The 15,044-nt window shown below is 73.4% G+C and carries 14 protein-coding genes and 1 tRNA gene; 12 read left to right on the top strand and 3 right to left on the bottom strand.

The features are described 5' to 3' along the window. The first annotated feature begins 5 nt into the window (after positions 1 to 5). The 7 genes from JOE61_RS00955 (at position 6) to JOE61_RS00925 (ending at position 5,324) form a co-directional block, all read left to right on the top strand. Positions 6 to 761 (top strand): pseudouridine synthase, encoded by a 756-nt coding sequence (locus JOE61_RS00955; protein WP_204797340.1) that lies wholly within the window; start codon positions 6 to 8, stop codon positions 759 to 761. Positions 762 to 825: 64 nt separating this feature from the next. Continuing rightward, positions 826 to 1,215, top strand: coding sequence for a chorismate mutase (aroH, locus tag JOE61_RS00950; protein ID WP_193668714.1), 390 nt, complete (start codon positions 826 to 828; stop codon positions 1,213 to 1,215). Beyond that, entirely contained in the window at positions 1,208 to 2,290 is a 1,083-nt protein-coding gene (locus JOE61_RS00945) for a prephenate dehydrogenase (RefSeq protein WP_193668715.1), read from the top strand. Before aroH ends, JOE61_RS00945 begins: the two co-directional genes overlap by 8 nt. An 11-nt stretch (positions 2,291 to 2,301) precedes the next feature. Beyond that, positions 2,302 to 3,015 carry a (d)CMP kinase gene (gene cmk, locus JOE61_RS00940; protein ID WP_307822732.1) on the top strand — a complete coding sequence of 238 codons (714 nt, stop codon included), beginning with the start codon at positions 2,302 to 2,304 and terminating at the stop codon, positions 3,013 to 3,015. Next, positions 3,012 to 3,791, top strand: a complete 780-nt coding sequence (locus JOE61_RS00935) for a lysophospholipid acyltransferase family protein (protein WP_307822731.1) — start codon at positions 3,012 to 3,014, stop codon at positions 3,789 to 3,791. The genes cmk and JOE61_RS00935 overlap by 4 nt, the downstream gene beginning before the upstream one ends. Then, complete coding sequence (gene der / locus JOE61_RS00930) at positions 3,788 to 5,152, top strand: ribosome biogenesis GTPase Der (RefSeq protein WP_193668716.1); 1,365 nt, start codon at positions 3,788 to 3,790, stop codon at positions 5,150 to 5,152. The genes JOE61_RS00935 and der overlap by 4 nt, the downstream gene beginning before the upstream one ends. 98 nt (positions 5,153 to 5,250) lie before the next feature. Then, positions 5,251 to 5,324, top strand: a tRNA-Pro gene (locus JOE61_RS00925). Between the two features lie 37 nt (positions 5,325 to 5,361). Here JOE61_RS00925 and JOE61_RS00920 read toward each other — a convergent pair. Next, positions 5,362 to 5,568 carry a hypothetical protein gene (locus JOE61_RS00920; RefSeq protein WP_193668717.1) on the bottom strand — a complete coding sequence of 69 codons (207 nt, stop codon included), beginning with the start codon at positions 5,566 to 5,568 and terminating at the stop codon, positions 5,362 to 5,364. Between the two features lie 122 nt (positions 5,569 to 5,690). Between JOE61_RS00920 and JOE61_RS00915 the strand changes: the two genes are divergently transcribed. Further along, positions 5,691 to 7,604: an alpha/beta fold hydrolase gene (locus JOE61_RS00915; RefSeq protein WP_193668718.1), complete on the top strand. Its 1,914-nt coding sequence runs from the start codon at positions 5,691 to 5,693 to the stop codon at positions 7,602 to 7,604. Here JOE61_RS00915 and JOE61_RS00910 read toward each other — a convergent pair. Beyond that, the gene (locus JOE61_RS00910; protein ID WP_193668719.1) at positions 7,601 to 8,425 is read right to left on the bottom strand and encodes an alpha/beta fold hydrolase; all 825 of its coding nucleotides are present in this window, start codon (positions 8,423 to 8,425) and stop codon (positions 7,601 to 7,603) included. The two genes, JOE61_RS00915 and JOE61_RS00910, sit on opposite strands and share 4 nt — an antisense overlap. Positions 8,426 to 8,526: 101 nt before the next feature. Between JOE61_RS00910 and JOE61_RS00905 the strand changes: the two genes are divergently transcribed. Together JOE61_RS00905 and JOE61_RS00900 are read left to right on the top strand one after the other, a co-directional pair. Then, the gene (locus tag JOE61_RS00905) at positions 8,527 to 9,288 is read left to right on the top strand and encodes a hypothetical protein (protein WP_193668720.1); all 762 of its coding nucleotides are present in this window, start codon (positions 8,527 to 8,529) and stop codon (positions 9,286 to 9,288) included. Positions 9,289 to 9,373: 85 nt separating this feature from the next. After that, positions 9,374 to 10,624: an HNH endonuclease gene (locus tag JOE61_RS00900; RefSeq protein WP_193668721.1), complete on the top strand. Its 1,251-nt coding sequence runs from the start codon at positions 9,374 to 9,376 to the stop codon at positions 10,622 to 10,624. A 26-nt stretch (positions 10,625 to 10,650) separates the two neighbouring features. Here JOE61_RS00900 and JOE61_RS00895 read toward each other — a convergent pair whose 3' ends face one another. Next, the gene (locus JOE61_RS00895; protein WP_193668722.1) at positions 10,651 to 12,618 is read right to left on the bottom strand and encodes a fatty acid desaturase; all 1,968 of its coding nucleotides are present in this window, start codon (positions 12,616 to 12,618) and stop codon (positions 10,651 to 10,653) included. Positions 12,619 to 12,726: 108 nt separating this feature from the next. Between JOE61_RS00895 and JOE61_RS00890 the strand changes: the two genes are divergently transcribed. Together JOE61_RS00890 and JOE61_RS00885 are read left to right on the top strand one after the other, a co-directional pair. Continuing rightward, positions 12,727 to 13,209: an SRPBCC family protein gene (locus JOE61_RS00890; protein ID WP_193668723.1), complete on the top strand. Its 483-nt coding sequence runs from the start codon at positions 12,727 to 12,729 to the stop codon at positions 13,207 to 13,209. A 253-nt stretch (positions 13,210 to 13,462) separates the two neighbouring features. Further along, positions 13,463 to 14,893, top strand: coding sequence for a dicarboxylate/amino acid:cation symporter (locus tag JOE61_RS00885; RefSeq protein WP_307822729.1), 1,431 nt, complete (start codon positions 13,463 to 13,465; stop codon positions 14,891 to 14,893). The last annotated feature ends 151 nt before the right edge of the window (positions 14,894 to 15,044 follow it).

The raw sequence follows: 15,044 nt of genomic DNA, 5'->3' as shown, positions 1-15,044 counted from the left end.
GCGAGATCCCGCTCGACGACGACGGGCAGGTGCGGCTGCAGAAGCTGCTGGCCCAGTCGGGCGTGGCCTCGCGGCGCAAGTGCGAGGAGCTGATGCTCGCCGGGCTCGTCGAGGTCGACGGCGAGGTGGTCACGCGGCTGGGCACCAAGGTCGACCCGCGCACCGCGGTGGTGCGCGTCGAGGGCCACCGGCTGCCGCCCACGAGCCCCCACGTCTACCTGGTGCTCAACAAGCCGCGCGGGGTGGTCTCGACCATGTCGGACCCCGAGGGGCGGCGCACCCTGGGCGACGTCGTGGCCGAGCGCCCCGAGCGGCTCTTCCACGTCGGGCGCCTCGACACCGACACCTCGGGGCTGATCCTGCTCACCAACGACGGCGACTTCGCCCACCGCATGGCCCACCCGTCGTACGAGGTGGACAAGACCTACGTCGCCGAGGTCGAGGGCCAGGTGCACCGCGGCACCATCAAGAAGCTGTTGGCCGGGGTGGAGCTCGAGGACGGGCCGGTGACGGTGAGCCGCGCGCGGCTGGTCGAGGGCAGCCACGGCCGCACCGACCGCGAGCGCAGCATCGTCGAGCTGGTCATCCACGAGGGCCGCAACCGCATCGTGCGCCGCCTGCTCGACCACGTCGGCCACCCGGTGCGCCGGCTGACGCGCACGGAGCTGGGTCCGGTGCGCCTGGGCGGGCTGCAGCCCGGTGAGCTGCGCGAGCTGACCCGCACCGAGCTGGGCAGCCTGCTGGACCGCGCTCAGCTGTGAGCAACGGGCCCCGATAGCCTGGGGCCCCGGCAACCGGGTGGACGAGGCAGATGGAGGAGCAGACGTGGCGGTGCGAGCGGTCCGGGGCGCGACCCAGCTCGAGGAGGACACGCGCGACCACATGCTCGAGCGGGTCGCGGAGATGGTGCTCGACGTGATGGCCTCCAACGGTCTGGAGGTCGACGACTTCATCTCGGTGATCTTCACCGCCACCTCCGACCTGGTCGCGGAGTTCCCGGCGTACGCCGCTCGGCGGCTGGGCTTCGGCGAGGTGCCGCTGATCTGTGCCCGCGAGCTCGAGATCGAGCGGTCGATGCCGCGGGTGGTGCGGATGATGGCGCACGTCGAGACCGACCTGCCGCGCGGCGAGATCACGCACAGCTACCTGCACGGCGCCGCGGCGCTGCGCAGCGACCTGACCCGCGTGCGCTCGGTGCCCGACGCCGATGGCTGAGACCGGTCGGCTGGTCGGGCCCGTCGAGGTCGTCGGCACCGGCCTGGTCGGCACCTCCGTCGCGCTGGCCTGCCGCCGCGCCGGGCTCGAGGTGCTGCTCAGCGACCGCAGCGACGAGCACGTGCGCACCGCCAGCGGGCTGGGCGCCGGCCGCGCCCGACGCCCCGACGACCGGCCCCAGCTGGTGGTCGTCGCGGTGCCGCCCGACGCGCTCGGGCCCGTGATCACCGCGGCGCTCGCCGCCTCCGACGCGGTCGTCACCGACGTGGGCAGCATCAAGGCCCGCCCGCTGGCGCACGTGCTCGAGGACCCGGCGGCGGCCAGGCACGCCTCCCGCTACGTCGGCAGCCACCCGATGGCGGGCAGCGAGCACTCCGGCCCGCTGGCCGCGACCGAGACGCTCTTCGAGGGCCGGCCGTGGGCGATCACGCCGCACCCCGGGGCCGACGTGGGCGCCGTCGAGCTCGTCGAGGACCTGGTGCGCGTGGTGGGCGCCGTGGTCGCGTGGCTGACCCCCGAGGAGCACGACCGGGCCGTCGCCCGCATCTCGCACGTGCCGCACCTGGTCTCCTCGCTGGTGGCCGCGCGGCTGGCCGGCGCCCCCGACAACCACCTCTCGCTGTCGGGACAGGGCGTGCGCGACGTGACCCGCGTGGCGGCAGGCGACCCTCGGCTCTACGGCCAGATCGTGGCCGGCAACGCCGCGGCCGTGGGCGAGCTGCTGGTCGAGCTGCGCGGCGACCTCGACGCGATGATCGCGGCCATCGGCGCCGACGAGCGCGGCGACCTCGAGCAGCTGCTCGAGGTCGGCGTGGCCGGCACCCGGGCCATCCCGGGCAAGCACGGCGCGCCCGCGACGGCCACGGTCTCGGTCTTCGTCACCGTGCCCGACCACCCCGGCGAGCTGGCCCGGCTGCTGGCCGACGCGGTGGCCAGCGAGGTCAACGTCGAGGACATCCGCATCGACCACGACACCAGCCGGCCCACCGGCCTGGTCGAGCTCGTGGTCGACGAGCGCAGCGGCGAGCGGCTCCTGGTGTCGCTGGAATCCCGCGGCTGGGTGACGCACCGGTAGGCTGCGGGCCCGTGATCACCAAGCCGACCGACCCCGACCCGACGCACGGGACCGGCATCGTGGTGGCCGTCGACGGCACCTCGGGCTCCGGCAAGTCCAGCACGTGCCGTGGCGTGGCCTCCCGACTGGGCCTGCGCTACCTCGACACCGGTGCGATGTACCGGGCGATGACCTGGTGGATGCTCGAGCACGGCGTCGACGTGCACGACGCCGAGGCCGTGGCCGCGCGCTGCACCGAGCCGGTCATCGACTCCGGCACCGACCCCCTCGGGCCCACGATCCACGTCGACGGCCACGACGTGGGTGTCGCGATCCGCACCGAGCAGGTCACCGGCTCGGTCTCGCCCGTCTCCACCGTGCCCGCGGTGCGCGCCCGGCTGGTGCAGGTGCAGCGTGCCGAGATCGCCGCCGCGGTCGAGGGGGCGGGCATCGTGGTCGAGGGCCGCGACATCGGCTCGGTCGTCGCCCCCGACGCGCCCGTCAAGCTCTACCTCACCGCCGACCCCGCGGCTCGTGCCGCGCGACGGGCCGCCGAGGAGGGCGGCTCCGACGTGGCGGCGGTCGAGAGGTCGCTGCGCGGTCGCGACGAGATCGACTCCGGGCGCGCGGTCTCGCCGCTGACGATGGTCGAGGGGGCCGTGCACCTCGACACCACGGCGTACACGCTCGAGGAGGTCGTGGACCTGGTCGTCGGCCTCGTCGAGGCGGTGGAGAGCCCCGCGTGAGCACCGCGCCGTCGCCGCGGCTGCGCACCACGCACTCCGACCCGCCCCGCACGGCGCAGGAGCCCCACCCGCCCCGCTTCCTGCTGCACTCGCTGCGGCCGGTGTCGCGCTGGCTGATCCGGCGCCGCTACCGCGTCGAGGTGCTGGGAGCCGAGAACGTGCCGGCCAGCGGTCCCGTGGTGCTGGCGGCCAACCACGTCGGGGTGATCGACGGCCCGATGCTGGCGATCTTCGCGCCGCGCCCGGTGCACGCCCTGACCAAGCACGAGATGTTCAGCGGACGCCTCGGGCGCTTCCTGCACCTGTCGGGGCAGCTGCCGCTCGACCGGTTCCACACCGACGTGGCGGCCGCCCGCAGCTGCCTGCGGGTGCTGCGCGACGACGGCGTGATCGGGATCTTCCCCGAGGGACGCCGCGGCCCGGGCGACCTCCAGCGCTTCCACCGGGGGGCGGCCTACTTCGCCCTCGCGGCGGGTGCGACGGTGGTGCCGGTCTCCTTCTTCGGCACCCGTGAGCCGGGCGGGCGCAGCAGCTCGCTGCCGCGCAGGGGCGCGCCGATGCACGTGGTCTTCGGTCGACCCGTCACCATCGACGCAGTGGCCTTTCCGCGCACCAAGGAACAAGTGGAGACCACCTCGCAGTTGTTGTGGACGCACATGACGCGCGAGCTGGAGTCCGCCCGGGCCCGCACGGGCCGCGAGCTGCCGGGCCCCCTGCCCGCAGGAGACCTCGAACCCGACCCCGCCACCGGGGTCACCGATCTAGGAGCACCATGACCGAGCACGCCGACGGCATCCCCACCGAGGGGCCGCTCGTCGACGGCCCCCTGCCCGTCCTGGCCATCATCGGCCGGCCCAACGTGGGCAAGTCGACGCTGGTGAACCGCTTCATCGGCCGTCGCGAGGCGGTCGTCGAGGACGTCCCGGGCGTCACCCGTGACCGGGTGTCCTACGACGCGCACTGGAACGGGCGCGCCTTCACCGTCGTCGACACCGGCGGCTGGGACCCCGACGCGCGCGGTCTCGCGGAGCGGATCGCCGCCCAGGCCGAGATCGCGATCTCGCTGGCCGACGCGGTGCTCTTCGTGGTCGACGCGACCGTGGGCATCACCGACGCCGACGAGGCAGTGGTGCGGATCCTGCGCAAGGCCGGCAAGCCGGTCGTGCTGGCGGCCAACAAGGTCGACGACGAGCGCACCGAGGCCGAGGCCTACGGCCTGTGGAACCTGGGTCTCGGCGAGCCCTTCCCGGTCTCGGCCCTGCACGGGCGCGGCTCGGGCGACCTGCTCGACGCCGTGCTGGCCGCCCTGCCCGAGCCGCCGCCCGAGCGCGACGCCGAGGTCGGCGGCCCCCGGCGCATCGCGATCGTCGGCAAGCCCAACGTCGGCAAGTCCTCGCTGCTCAACCGGCTGGCGGGGGAGGAGCGGGTGGTCGTCGACAACGTCGCCGGCACCACCGTCGACCCGGTCGACGAGCTGGTCTCGCTGGGCGGGCGCGACTGGCGCTTCATCGACACCGCGGGCATCCGCAAGCGCGTCAAGGAGGCCTCGGGGCACGAGTACTACGCCTCGCTGCGCACCTCGATCGCCATCGACCGCGCCGAGGTCGCCGTGCTGGTGCTCGACGGCGGGCTGTCGATCTCCGAGCAGGACGTGCGGATCCTCCAGACCGTCCGCGAGGCCGGCCGCGCGCTGGTCATCGCGTTCAACAAGTGGGACCTCGTCGACGAGGAGCGCCGCTACTACCTCGAGCGCGAGATCGAGCGCGAGCTCGTGCAGGTCCAGTGGGCCCCGCGCATCAACGTCACCGCCCGCACCGGCTGGCACGTCGACCGGCTGGTGCCGGCGCTCGACAAGGCGCTGGAGGGCTGGGAGACCCGCGTGCCCACCGGTGCGCTGAACGCGTTCCTGGGTCGCCTGGTCGCCGAGCACCCGCACCCGGTGCGCAGCGGCAAGCAGCCCAAGATCATGTTCGGCACCCAGCCCTCGACGGCGCCGCCGACCTTCGTGCTCTTCACCTCCGGCAAGCTCGACGACGGCTACGAGCGCTACATCGAGCGGCGCCTGCGCGAGGAGTTCGGCTTCGTCGGCACCCCCATCGTGATCAACCAGCGGGTGCGCGAGAAGCGCAAGCGCTGAGCCCCGGTCCCGCCCGGGGTGCCGATGTCGGACCTCGGGTGGGGCTGTTGTAGTGTTCACGCGTCGCGAGGCGCTGCAGTGCAGCGGATCGCGCAGTTCGGGCTGTGGCGCAGCTTGGTAGCGCACTTGACTGGGGGTCAAGGGGTCGCAGGTTCAAATCCTGTCAGCCCGACCGGACTCGGACCGCCCCTGATCTGCGACTGCGCAGATCAGGGGCGGTCCTGTCGTTGGCGGGCCTCCGCACCGCTCGCTCGCACGCGCGGCTCCTCGGTCAGCTTCGAGGTGGGCAGCAGGAAGCAGTGGCGCTGCAGGCACTGGATCCTGACGTGCTCGACCGGCCCGTCCGTCGACTCGACACGGTCTCGCCAGAGCACCTCGGCGATCGATGCGCACTCGGGACACAGGGTCAGGTCCATGGCGGGCTCCTCCGGGTTCGACGCGGCGTTCACCCGGGAGGCGCGACCCGGCCGGTCGCACCGCGACGGGTGCCGTCGCGTGCCCGTGCGTGGCACGATGCTGTCGGAGACTGCCGATGCGAATGCCGGAGACGCGCTACGTCCGGGCCGGGGACGCCGAGATCGCCTACCAGACGATCGGGTCCGGTCCGGTGGACCTGGTGTGGGCGTACGGCATGCTGACGCACCTCGAGGTCAAGTGGGAGGAGCCGTCGCTCGCGGCGATGCTCCGAGAGCTCTCCCGCTTCAGCCGGCTGATCCTCTTCGACCGGCGCGGGTGCGGCCTCTCCGACCGCGGCGACCGCCACCTGTCGCCCACGCTCGAGGAGCGGGTCGAGGACGTCGTCGCGGTGCTCGACGCGGTCGGTTCGCAGCAGGCCTCCTTCTTCGGCGTGTCCGAAGGCTGTGGCCTGGCGGCGCTCTTCGCCTCCATGCACCCCGAGCGGACCCACCGGCTGGTGCTGTACGGCGGCATCTCGCGCCTGCTCCGGGACGCCGAGCACCCCTGGGGGGTCATGGACGCCGCGGCGTACGACGCCGCCTTCGCGCCGGTGTTCCGCCAGTGGGGCACCGTGGAGGGCGCCGCGGCGATGGTAGGTCTGGTCGCGCCCTCCGCCGCAGGGGACCGCGACTACCTCGCCTGGTTCGCCCGGCAGCAGCGGCTCTCGCTGAGTCGTGACGCGGTGGTGCGCTTCATGGCGACGGTGGTCGACTACGACCTGGACGCGGTCTTCCCGACCGTGCGCGTGCCCACCCTGGTCCTGCACCGCTCCGGCGACACGGTGGTGCCGCTCAGCAGCCCCCGACGACTGGCGTCCAGGATCCCGGGCGCCCGCCTGGTCGAGCTGCCCGGGACCGACCACCTTCCCTACGTCGGTGACTCCGCCTCCGTGGTCGAGGCCGTGCGGGCGTTCCTCGGCGCGGCCATCGCGCGTGCACCCGCGAGCAGCAGGTTGGTGACTCTGCTCGCCACCGACGCGCGCACGCCGGCGGCCGTCGCCCTCGTGCGTCGCCACGTGCGGCGCATGGACGGGGCAGAGGTGACCAGCCCGTCGGGCGAGGAGCTGGTGTGGTTCGACTCGGCGACGCGTGCCCTGCGGTGTGCGATGGGTGCGCTGCGGGCGGCCCACGCCCAGGGGATCGAGCTGCGCGCCGTGGTGCACGCCGGTGAGTGCGAGGTCGGTCGGGGCAGCGTCGACGGAGCACCTGTCGTCGTCCCCACCGCCCTGCTGCGGCAGGCACCGGCGGGTCGGGTCCTGGCCACCGCCACCGTGCGCGACATCGTGCCGGGCTCGGACATCACCCTGACCGACCCGTGGCGCGTCCGACTGCCAGGCACGGGCGGGGTGCTCACGGTGACGACGGCGGCGGCCGGCGAGACCCTCTCGGCGGGCGGTGTGGGCGGCGGCGGTCATGGCGGCGGTGCGGAGCGGGTCTTCCGCAAGGACGGTGAGTACTGGACCCTCGCCTTCGAGGGGCGGACGGTGCGGCTGCGAGACAGCAAGGGCATGGCCGACCTGATGACGCTGCTCGCTGAGCCCGGCCGCGAGCGCCACGTCCTCGATCTCGTCGCCGGGACGCCCGGCACGTCTGCGGTGCACGCCGCGCTGCACCGGTCGGCGCCGCAGCCGGTCATCGACGCGCAGGCCCGCGGCCGCTACCGCCAGCGGCTCGCCGAGGTGGACGAGGCCCTGGGCGGCAGCGACGTCGACACCGTCGTGAGCGCGCGCCTCCTCGAGGAGAAGGACTGGCTACTGCGCGAGCTCACGGCGGCCTACGGCCTGGGAGATCGGGCACGAGCGGTGCCCGACGAGGTCGAACGGGCTCGCAAGGCCGTCTACCGCCGGGTCGCCGACGCCCTTCGCCGGGTGGAGCGGGCCCACCCCGGGCTCGGGCGTCACCTGCGGTGCTCGGTGCACACCGGCGTCTACTGCAGCTACGACCCGGAACGAGATCTCGCCTGGACCACAGGTCGCCAGGATCCGCCGACCGACTAGTCGGGGAGGGCGGCTCCCGGGTGGTCACGGAGGTGTCGCAGCAGGACCCCGGCGAGCTGCGGAGCGTGGGTGCTCGCGACCGTGTGGTCGGCCCCGTCGACGAGCACCTCGGTCGCGTGCGGCAGCAGCCGGACCAGCCGACGCCTCATCTCGCTGAACCACGGCGCGGTCCGGCCGCCGCCGACGAGAAGGACCGGGCACCGGATGGCCCGGGCCTCCTGCGCGCCGAACCGCCAGGACCGCAGGGCAGGGAGGTCCCAGGCGAAGAAGGTCGCGGCGTCGCGCTCCATACGTTGAACCGAGTCGGGGGCGCCGAGGTCGCGCCAGCTCTCGCCGAGCAGCACGGTCATGAAGTCGTCGAGCGCCACGCCCGCACCGGCGGTCTCGAACTTCTCCACCAGAGTCGAGCAGGCACGGCGGAAGTCCACCCCTCCTGGGGTGCCCGTCGGCGGTGGCTCGACCACGCTCAAGGAGTGCACCAGCTCCGGATCGGTGTGGGCCAGGCGCAGCGCGACCGCCGCGCTGTAGCTGACGCCCACCACGTGTGCCGGGGCAACACCCATCGCGCGGACGACCTCGGCCGCGTCGGCGGCATCGCGGGCCAGGGACGGACGCCCACGCGGCGCACTGCTGCCGGCGTAGCCCCGCCGGTGGTACTGCAGGACCCGGTGGCGGCCGGGGGTGGCCAGGTGGCGGCCGAGGGGTCGCAGCTCGTCGGCATCGAGGGCGGTCTGGAGCACGACCACGGGCTCCCCGCGGCCGGAGACCTCGACCTCGAGCTGCCCCTGGGGCACGTCGAGGAGCTGCCAGCGACCCTCCACCCGTCGAGGATCCCGCTGCGCGGCGCCGTGCGCAACGGGGCGGCGCGCGGGCTTCACACGGGTAGGGTCCGGGTCCTGCCACCCGCGCCCAGGAGCCCCCTATGCCTGCCCAGCCCGACAGTGCCCCCCACGCCGACAGCGTCCCCGAGACCTTCGACGAGGCGGTCGCGCGCCACATCGCGCTCTTCCGTCCCCGGCCGGAGTCCTGGTCGACCACCGTGCCCAGCCCCACGGTCGACCAGCGTGGTCTCGACGCGCGCCAGCGCAGCGAGGTGGTGATGAAGGTCGGGTTCCTGTGTTCCGCCTTCACACCTGCCTTCGTGCTCGTGCCCTACTCGGGCGTCCCCGTGGTGGCTGCCTGGGTGCTGGCCGGGCTCTGGTTCTTCGTGTGTTTCGTCGTCTTCGTCGTGCCCGCCTTCACGGTCACGTCCGCGGATGCCGAGCCGTCGTGGGTCGATGTGCCCGACGACGCGGCCAGAGCGCACGAGGCATTCCCGGGAGCCCTGGCCCGGCTGCGTGCCGGTGACGCTGCCCCCGACGTCATCGCGGCCGTCGAGGCCCAGCGACCGGTCCTGGACGCGAGCCTGGTGCACCTGGGTCGCCTGCGCGCCGACAACGACCCCGGCTCACGACTGAGCGTCGCGCTGCGCGACCGGATCGTCACCATCGTCGCCCAGGTCCAGGCGCTGGTCGACCTGGACACCCGTCGCCACGACCTGGCACACGCGGCTCTGCTCGTGGAGGGCCTGCCCGATCCGTCGGCCGCGCGTCTCGCCGAGGCGGCGCAGTCGATCGTGGACGAGACCCGCATCATCGAGAGCACGTTGGCCGCCCGAGCCGGCGACAGCAGAGGGCGGTCCTGACAGACGGCGCGACAGGTCGGGAGGACGAGCGCCGGGCCGTGCACGTCCAGCGTCGTTGTCGGTGGTCACCTCTAGGGTCGAAGACATGACCACCAGCGACGAGCTGCCCGCCACGGCGGGCGAGTGTGTCGCGATGCTGGAGGAGCTCGAGGCGCTGAAGTCCCACCTGGCTGCGCGCCAGGCCAGACTCGCCGCTCGTCTCGAGGACCTCCAGGCCGACGCCTCAGCCCGCTCGGTCGGCGCCCAGGTCGCGCTCGCTCGCCACGAGTCACCCCACCGCGGCACCCGGCTGCTGTCGATGGCCTGCACCCTGGTCGACGACCTGCCCCACGTCCTCCAAGCGCTCGAGGACGGGCTGATCAACGAGCACCGCGCCGAGATCCTCGCCAGCGAGGCCGAGCACGTCCACTCCGCGCTGCGCCCCGACTACGACACCGCCCTGGGCGAGCTGCTGGGCACCGGTGCACCGCTGGGCGACCGGGCGCTGCGCCTGGCCGCGCAGCGCATCGCGATGCGCCTCGACGACCAGGCCGCTGCCCGACGCCGCGAGCGCGCGCACCGCAATCGCCGCGTCACCTCCTGGCGCCGCGAGGACGGCACCACCCAGATCACCGCGGTCGTCTCCGACGTCCACGCCGCCGCGATCATGCAGTCCCTGCACCAACGCGCCGAGGCACTCAAGACCCAGCCCGACGAGGACCGCTCCCACTCCCAGATCGTGGCCGACCTGTTCGTCTCCCGCCTGACCGGCCAGATCACCGCCACCCACACCCCCGTCGCGCTCAACATCGTGATCTCCGCCGAAGCACTGCTCGGCGACGGTGACGAGCCCGCCGAGGTCGTGCCCATGTACGGCGGCGCCGGCGGACCCATCCCCGCCTCCGTGGCCCGCAAGCTCGTCTGCAGCGCCCCCGAGATGGGCACCCGCGTCCGGCGCCTGTTCGCCGACACCGACCAGCTCGTCGCCATGGAATCGACCTCGCGGACCTTCGACGGGCTGCTGCGCCAGTTCATCACCCTGCGCGACCGGACCTGTCGCACTCCCTGGTGCAACGCCCCCATCCGCCAGCACGACCACATCACCCCCGACCACCAAGGCGGCCCCACCAGCATCCCCAACGGCCAAGGCCTGTGCACCGCGTGCAACCAGCTCAAGGAAGAACCCGGCTGGCACCACCGCGTCCTGCACCACTACGACCTCGACCCCCACGACGTCGAGATCACCTCACCCGCCGGCCAGACCGTCCACTCCCGCGCCCCCGACCCACCCGGCCTCATCCCACCCGAACCCACCTGGACCGAGGAATCACCCGGCCACTGGGTGCTCAGCGCCTGATCCGGCTGCTGGAGTCGGCGCGGACGTCAGGCGTCGTAGTCGACCCGCAGCTCCTCGCTGACCGGGTGCGCCTGGCAGGTGAGCACGTAGCCCTCGGAGCGCTCGGCCTCGTCGAGTGCGTGGTCCTGGTCCATCACCGCGCGGCCGAGCAGCACCTTGGCCCGACAGGTGCCGCAGGCCCCGCCGGCGCAGGAGTACGGCGCGTCGACACCCTGCCGCAGCGCGGCGTCGAGCACGGTCTCGCCCGTCGAGCGCAGCTCGAACGTGGTCTCGCGGCCGCCGAGGGCGACCGTCACCCGGCTCTCCACGTCGAGCGCGACCGAGGTCGCCGCGTCCTCGGTGTGGAAGACCTCCGCCAGGACGTGCTGGCCGCGCTCGGCCAGGGTCTCGCGCAGGTCGTGCACGAGCTGCTCGGGGCCGCACAGGAACCAGGTGTCCACCTCGTGCGCGACGAGGGTGTCGACCAGGTCGGCGTCGACCCGGCCGGCCAGTGCGGCCGAAGGCTCGCGCGACAGCACGTGGTGCACCTCGAGCCGGCCCCCGAACCTGGCGACCATGGCCTCGAGGTCGTCGCGCAGCATCGTCGACGCGACGCTGCGGTTGCCGTAGACCAGCGTGGCCCGGCTGTCGGGCTCGGCCTCGAGCGTGGCGTCGAGGATCGAGAGCACGGGGGTGATGCCCGAGCCGGCCGCGACGGCGGCGTACGAGCGCGCGGCGCCGGGCGACGCGTCGTGGCCGAAGCGACCGGCCGGCGTCATCACGTCGAGGATGTCGTCGGCCTCGAGACGCTCTTGGACGTAGCCCGAGAAGACCCCGCCCTCGACCCGCTTGACCGCGACCCGCAGCGTGCCCTCCTCACGGGGCGGCAGGAGGGAGTAGGAGCGCCGTACGTCGTCGCCGTCGAGGACTGCACGCAGCGTCACGTGCTGGCCCGCGCGGTGCCGGTAGGCCGGGGCCAGGTCGGCGGGCACCGTGAAGGTCACCACCGTGCTGTCGGCGGTGAGCGGTTCGACCGAGGCGACCCGCAACGGGTGGAAGGTCGCACGCCCCGGCTTCGGCGCCGCCTCGGCGAGGTCATCGGTCAGGCGCCGCCACGTGCGGTACTCCGCCGGGGTGAGCGAGCGCCCGAAGACGGTCGAGATCGCCGCGTTGCGGTCGAGGTAGGCCTGCTCGTTGCGGCGCCACGCGCGCACGTAGCGGTAGAAGGGCACGCTGGGGTGCAGGTGGTGCACCAGGTGGTAGTTCTGGTAGACGAACAGCGGCGTGGCCCACCACTCGCCGCCGACCCGGAGCCGCGTCGCGCGGTACTTGTCCTGGCGGCCGGTGAAGGGCAGTCCGTGGTGCGGCAGGTAGTCGAACCACCAGGCGAGCACCACCAGCCCGAGCCGCTGGGGCAGCAGGAAGGCCACGACGAGGGCGGTGCCGTGGCCGGCGGCCACGAGCGCCACGGTGCCGGCGACCACCACGGCGGCCGCCACCGCCGTCGCGACCACCTCGCCGACGGGGCGCTGCCGGACGCGGCGCGCGTAGAAGACGACGTACCAGGCGTCGAGGGTCGCCCAGCGGAAGGGCAGCTGCCACCAGGGGCCCTCGCTGGTCCAAGCGTCGGGATCCACCGACTTCTGCTCGTTGGTGTTGCGGTGGTGCTCGATGTGGATGAAGCGGAACATCCCGTAGCCGGCGTACGGCGCGACCAGCGGCACGGACAGGTGGCCCATCAGGTCGTTGAGCCGGCTGTCGGTGCTGACCGCGTGGTGGGTGGCCTCGTGCAGCACGCTGAACATCAAGAACGTGACGGCCGCGCCCATCGGCACCGTCGCCCACGGTGACCAGCCGGCCCCGAGCACCCCGTAGAGCTCGAGCGCGAACAGCGTTGCGGCGCCGACGTACAACCCGATCGTCGGCCAGGCGACGGGGGGCACCCGCTCGCCGGGGTCGGGCAGGCCCAGCGCCGGTGTCGTCGGCGGAGTGGCGGTGGGGAGGGTCTGCGTCATCGGGGGTCCTTCGGTGGGGGATGGGCTCAGGGTTTACAGAAATGACCAAGATGTCAAGAGATGCGGGCGGGTGGCGACAGCGGGCGCACGGGCTGTGAGGGTGGGGGCATGGAGCAGCCCACGCCCCGCAGCCACGAGGAGTCCGTCCGGATCGAGGCCAGGCCGGAGGCGGTCTACGACCTCGTCTCCGACATCACGCGCACGGGGGAGTGGAGCCCGGTGTGCACGGCCTGCTGGTGGGACGACGACAGCCAGGCGGGCCAGGTGGGTGCCTGGTTCACCGGTCGCAACCAGACCCCGGTGCGCACGTGGGAGACCCGGTCGGTGGTGGTGGCGGCCGAGCGCGGCCGCGAGTTCGCCTGGGTGGTCGGCGACGGCTTCGTGCGCTGGGGCTTCCGGCTCGCGCCCGACGGCGACGGCACCACGCTCACCGAGTCGTGGGAGTTCCTGCCTGCCGGGATCGCGATGTTCGAGGCGAAGTTCGGCGAGCAGGCGCCCGAGCAGGTGGCCGACCGCACCGAGCAGGCCCTCGACGGCATCCCGCGCACCCTCGCCGCCGTCAAGCGGATCGCCGAGGCACCGGTCGGCTGACAGGCCGAGCGGCGTGGACCCGGATGTGTCGTCGCACACGTCCGGGGTCCGGCGGGAATGAACCCCTGGGGGCGCAGGTTGGCCCCCGCGTGCGAGGACCGGTGACCGAGGGTGAGCTGCTGACGCGGCGCATCGTCATCGACCTCCAGCGGCGCCAGTGCGCCGATTGTCGCAGCTGACTGAGCCCCTTCATCCCTCCTCGGTCCCCGAGCCGACGGCGTACGCCGTGCGGCCGCTGCGAAAGGCACCACCCGTGAGCTCCACCCTGCCCGCTCCCACCCCCACCCGCCGCCTGCGGATGCCCTCCTTCGGTGTCCAGGTGCTCCTCGGCCTCGTCCTGGGCGTCGTCCTCGGCCTCGTGGCCCGCTCGATGGGCCCCGACGGCGTCTCCGCCACCGGCGAGGTCGACCCCAACTGGCTGACGGAGACCCTCACCACCGTCGGCGGCACCTTCGTCACCCTGCTCAAGGCAGTCGTGCCGGCCCTGGTCTTCCTGGCGATCGTCGCCTCGATCGCCAACCTCCGCGACGTCGCAGGGGCCGCCAGGCTGGCCTGGAAGACGCTGGCGTGGTTCGCCGGCACGGCGCTGATCGCCGTCTCCATCGGCATCACGCTCGGGCTGGTGCTCCAGCCCGGCTCGCGCACCAGCGTCTCCGCGGACGCGGCCTCGGAGCCCGCGAGCAGCGGGTCGTGGCTGGACTTCCTCAACGGCCTGGTGCCCGCCAACGTGCTGGGCCTGCAGGCCAGCGGCGGCGACGACGGCAGCGTCGCGCTCTCCTTCAACGTGCTGCAGATCCTGGTCGTCGCGATCGCCGTCGGCATCGCCACGCTCAAGGTCGGCGAGGCCGCGGAGCCCTTCCTGGTCGTGGTGCGCTCGGCACTGGCCGTGGTGCAGAAGGCGCTCTGGTGGGTCATCCTGCTGGCCCCGGTCGCCACGGTGGGCCTGCTCGGCAAGGCGGTCGCGACGTACGGCTGGGACGCGCTGGGCTCCCTCGGCGTCTTCACCGGCGCGATCTACGCCGGGCTGCTGCTGGTGCTGCTCGTGGTCTACCCCGTGCTGCTGCGTGTCAACGGTCTTTCGGTGCGCCAGTTCTTCTCCGGCGCGTGGCCGGCCATCTCGCTGGCCTTCGTCTCGCGCTCCTCGGTCGGCACGATGCCGGTCACCGAGTCGGTCACCGAGCGCAACCTGGGCGTGCCGCGCGCCTACTCCTCGTTCGCGGTGCCGCTCGGCGCGACCACCAAGATGGACGGCTGCGCCTCGATCTACCCGGCGATCTCCGCGATCTTCGTGGCTCAGTTCTTCGGGGTCGACCTGGCGGTCACCGACTACCTGCTCATCGTGGTGGTCTCGGTGATCGGCTCGGCCGCCACGGCCGGGGTCACCGGCGCCACGGTGATGCTCACGCTGACCCTCTCGACGCTGGGCCTGCCCCTCGAAGGCGTCGGCCTGCTGCTGGCGATCGACCCGATCCTCGACATGGGCCGCACCGCGGTCAACGTCACCGGCCAGGCGCTGGTGCCGACCCTGGTGGCCAAGCGTGAGGGCATCCTCGACCACGAGGTGTACGACGCTCCGCGCACCGGTGGCTGGGTCCGCGCCGCGGCGGTCGAGGAGGACCGGCCGTCGGCGACCGTGTCGACCGTGTCGACCGGCCCGTCGCTCGAGCCGTCCGCCCGCGTCTGAGCCGACGCGCCGGGCCCCGTCACCTGCTCCGGCGGGCTCGGCGGGGCTCGGTGCCATCGCGGCCCACCAGGCCCCCGCCGCTGACCACCCAGTTCGTCTCCTGGGCCAGGGACGGCGGGGCCTCGTCCAGGTCGTGCGACGGCGTGCCGGT

This window comes from Nocardioides salarius, from assembly GCF_016907435.1.
Classification (GTDB): domain Bacteria; phylum Actinomycetota; class Actinomycetes; order Propionibacteriales; family Nocardioidaceae; genus Nocardioides; species Nocardioides salarius.
The sequence above is the reverse complement of the archived record's forward strand: the minus strand, read 5'-3'. Positions and strand labels throughout refer to the sequence as shown.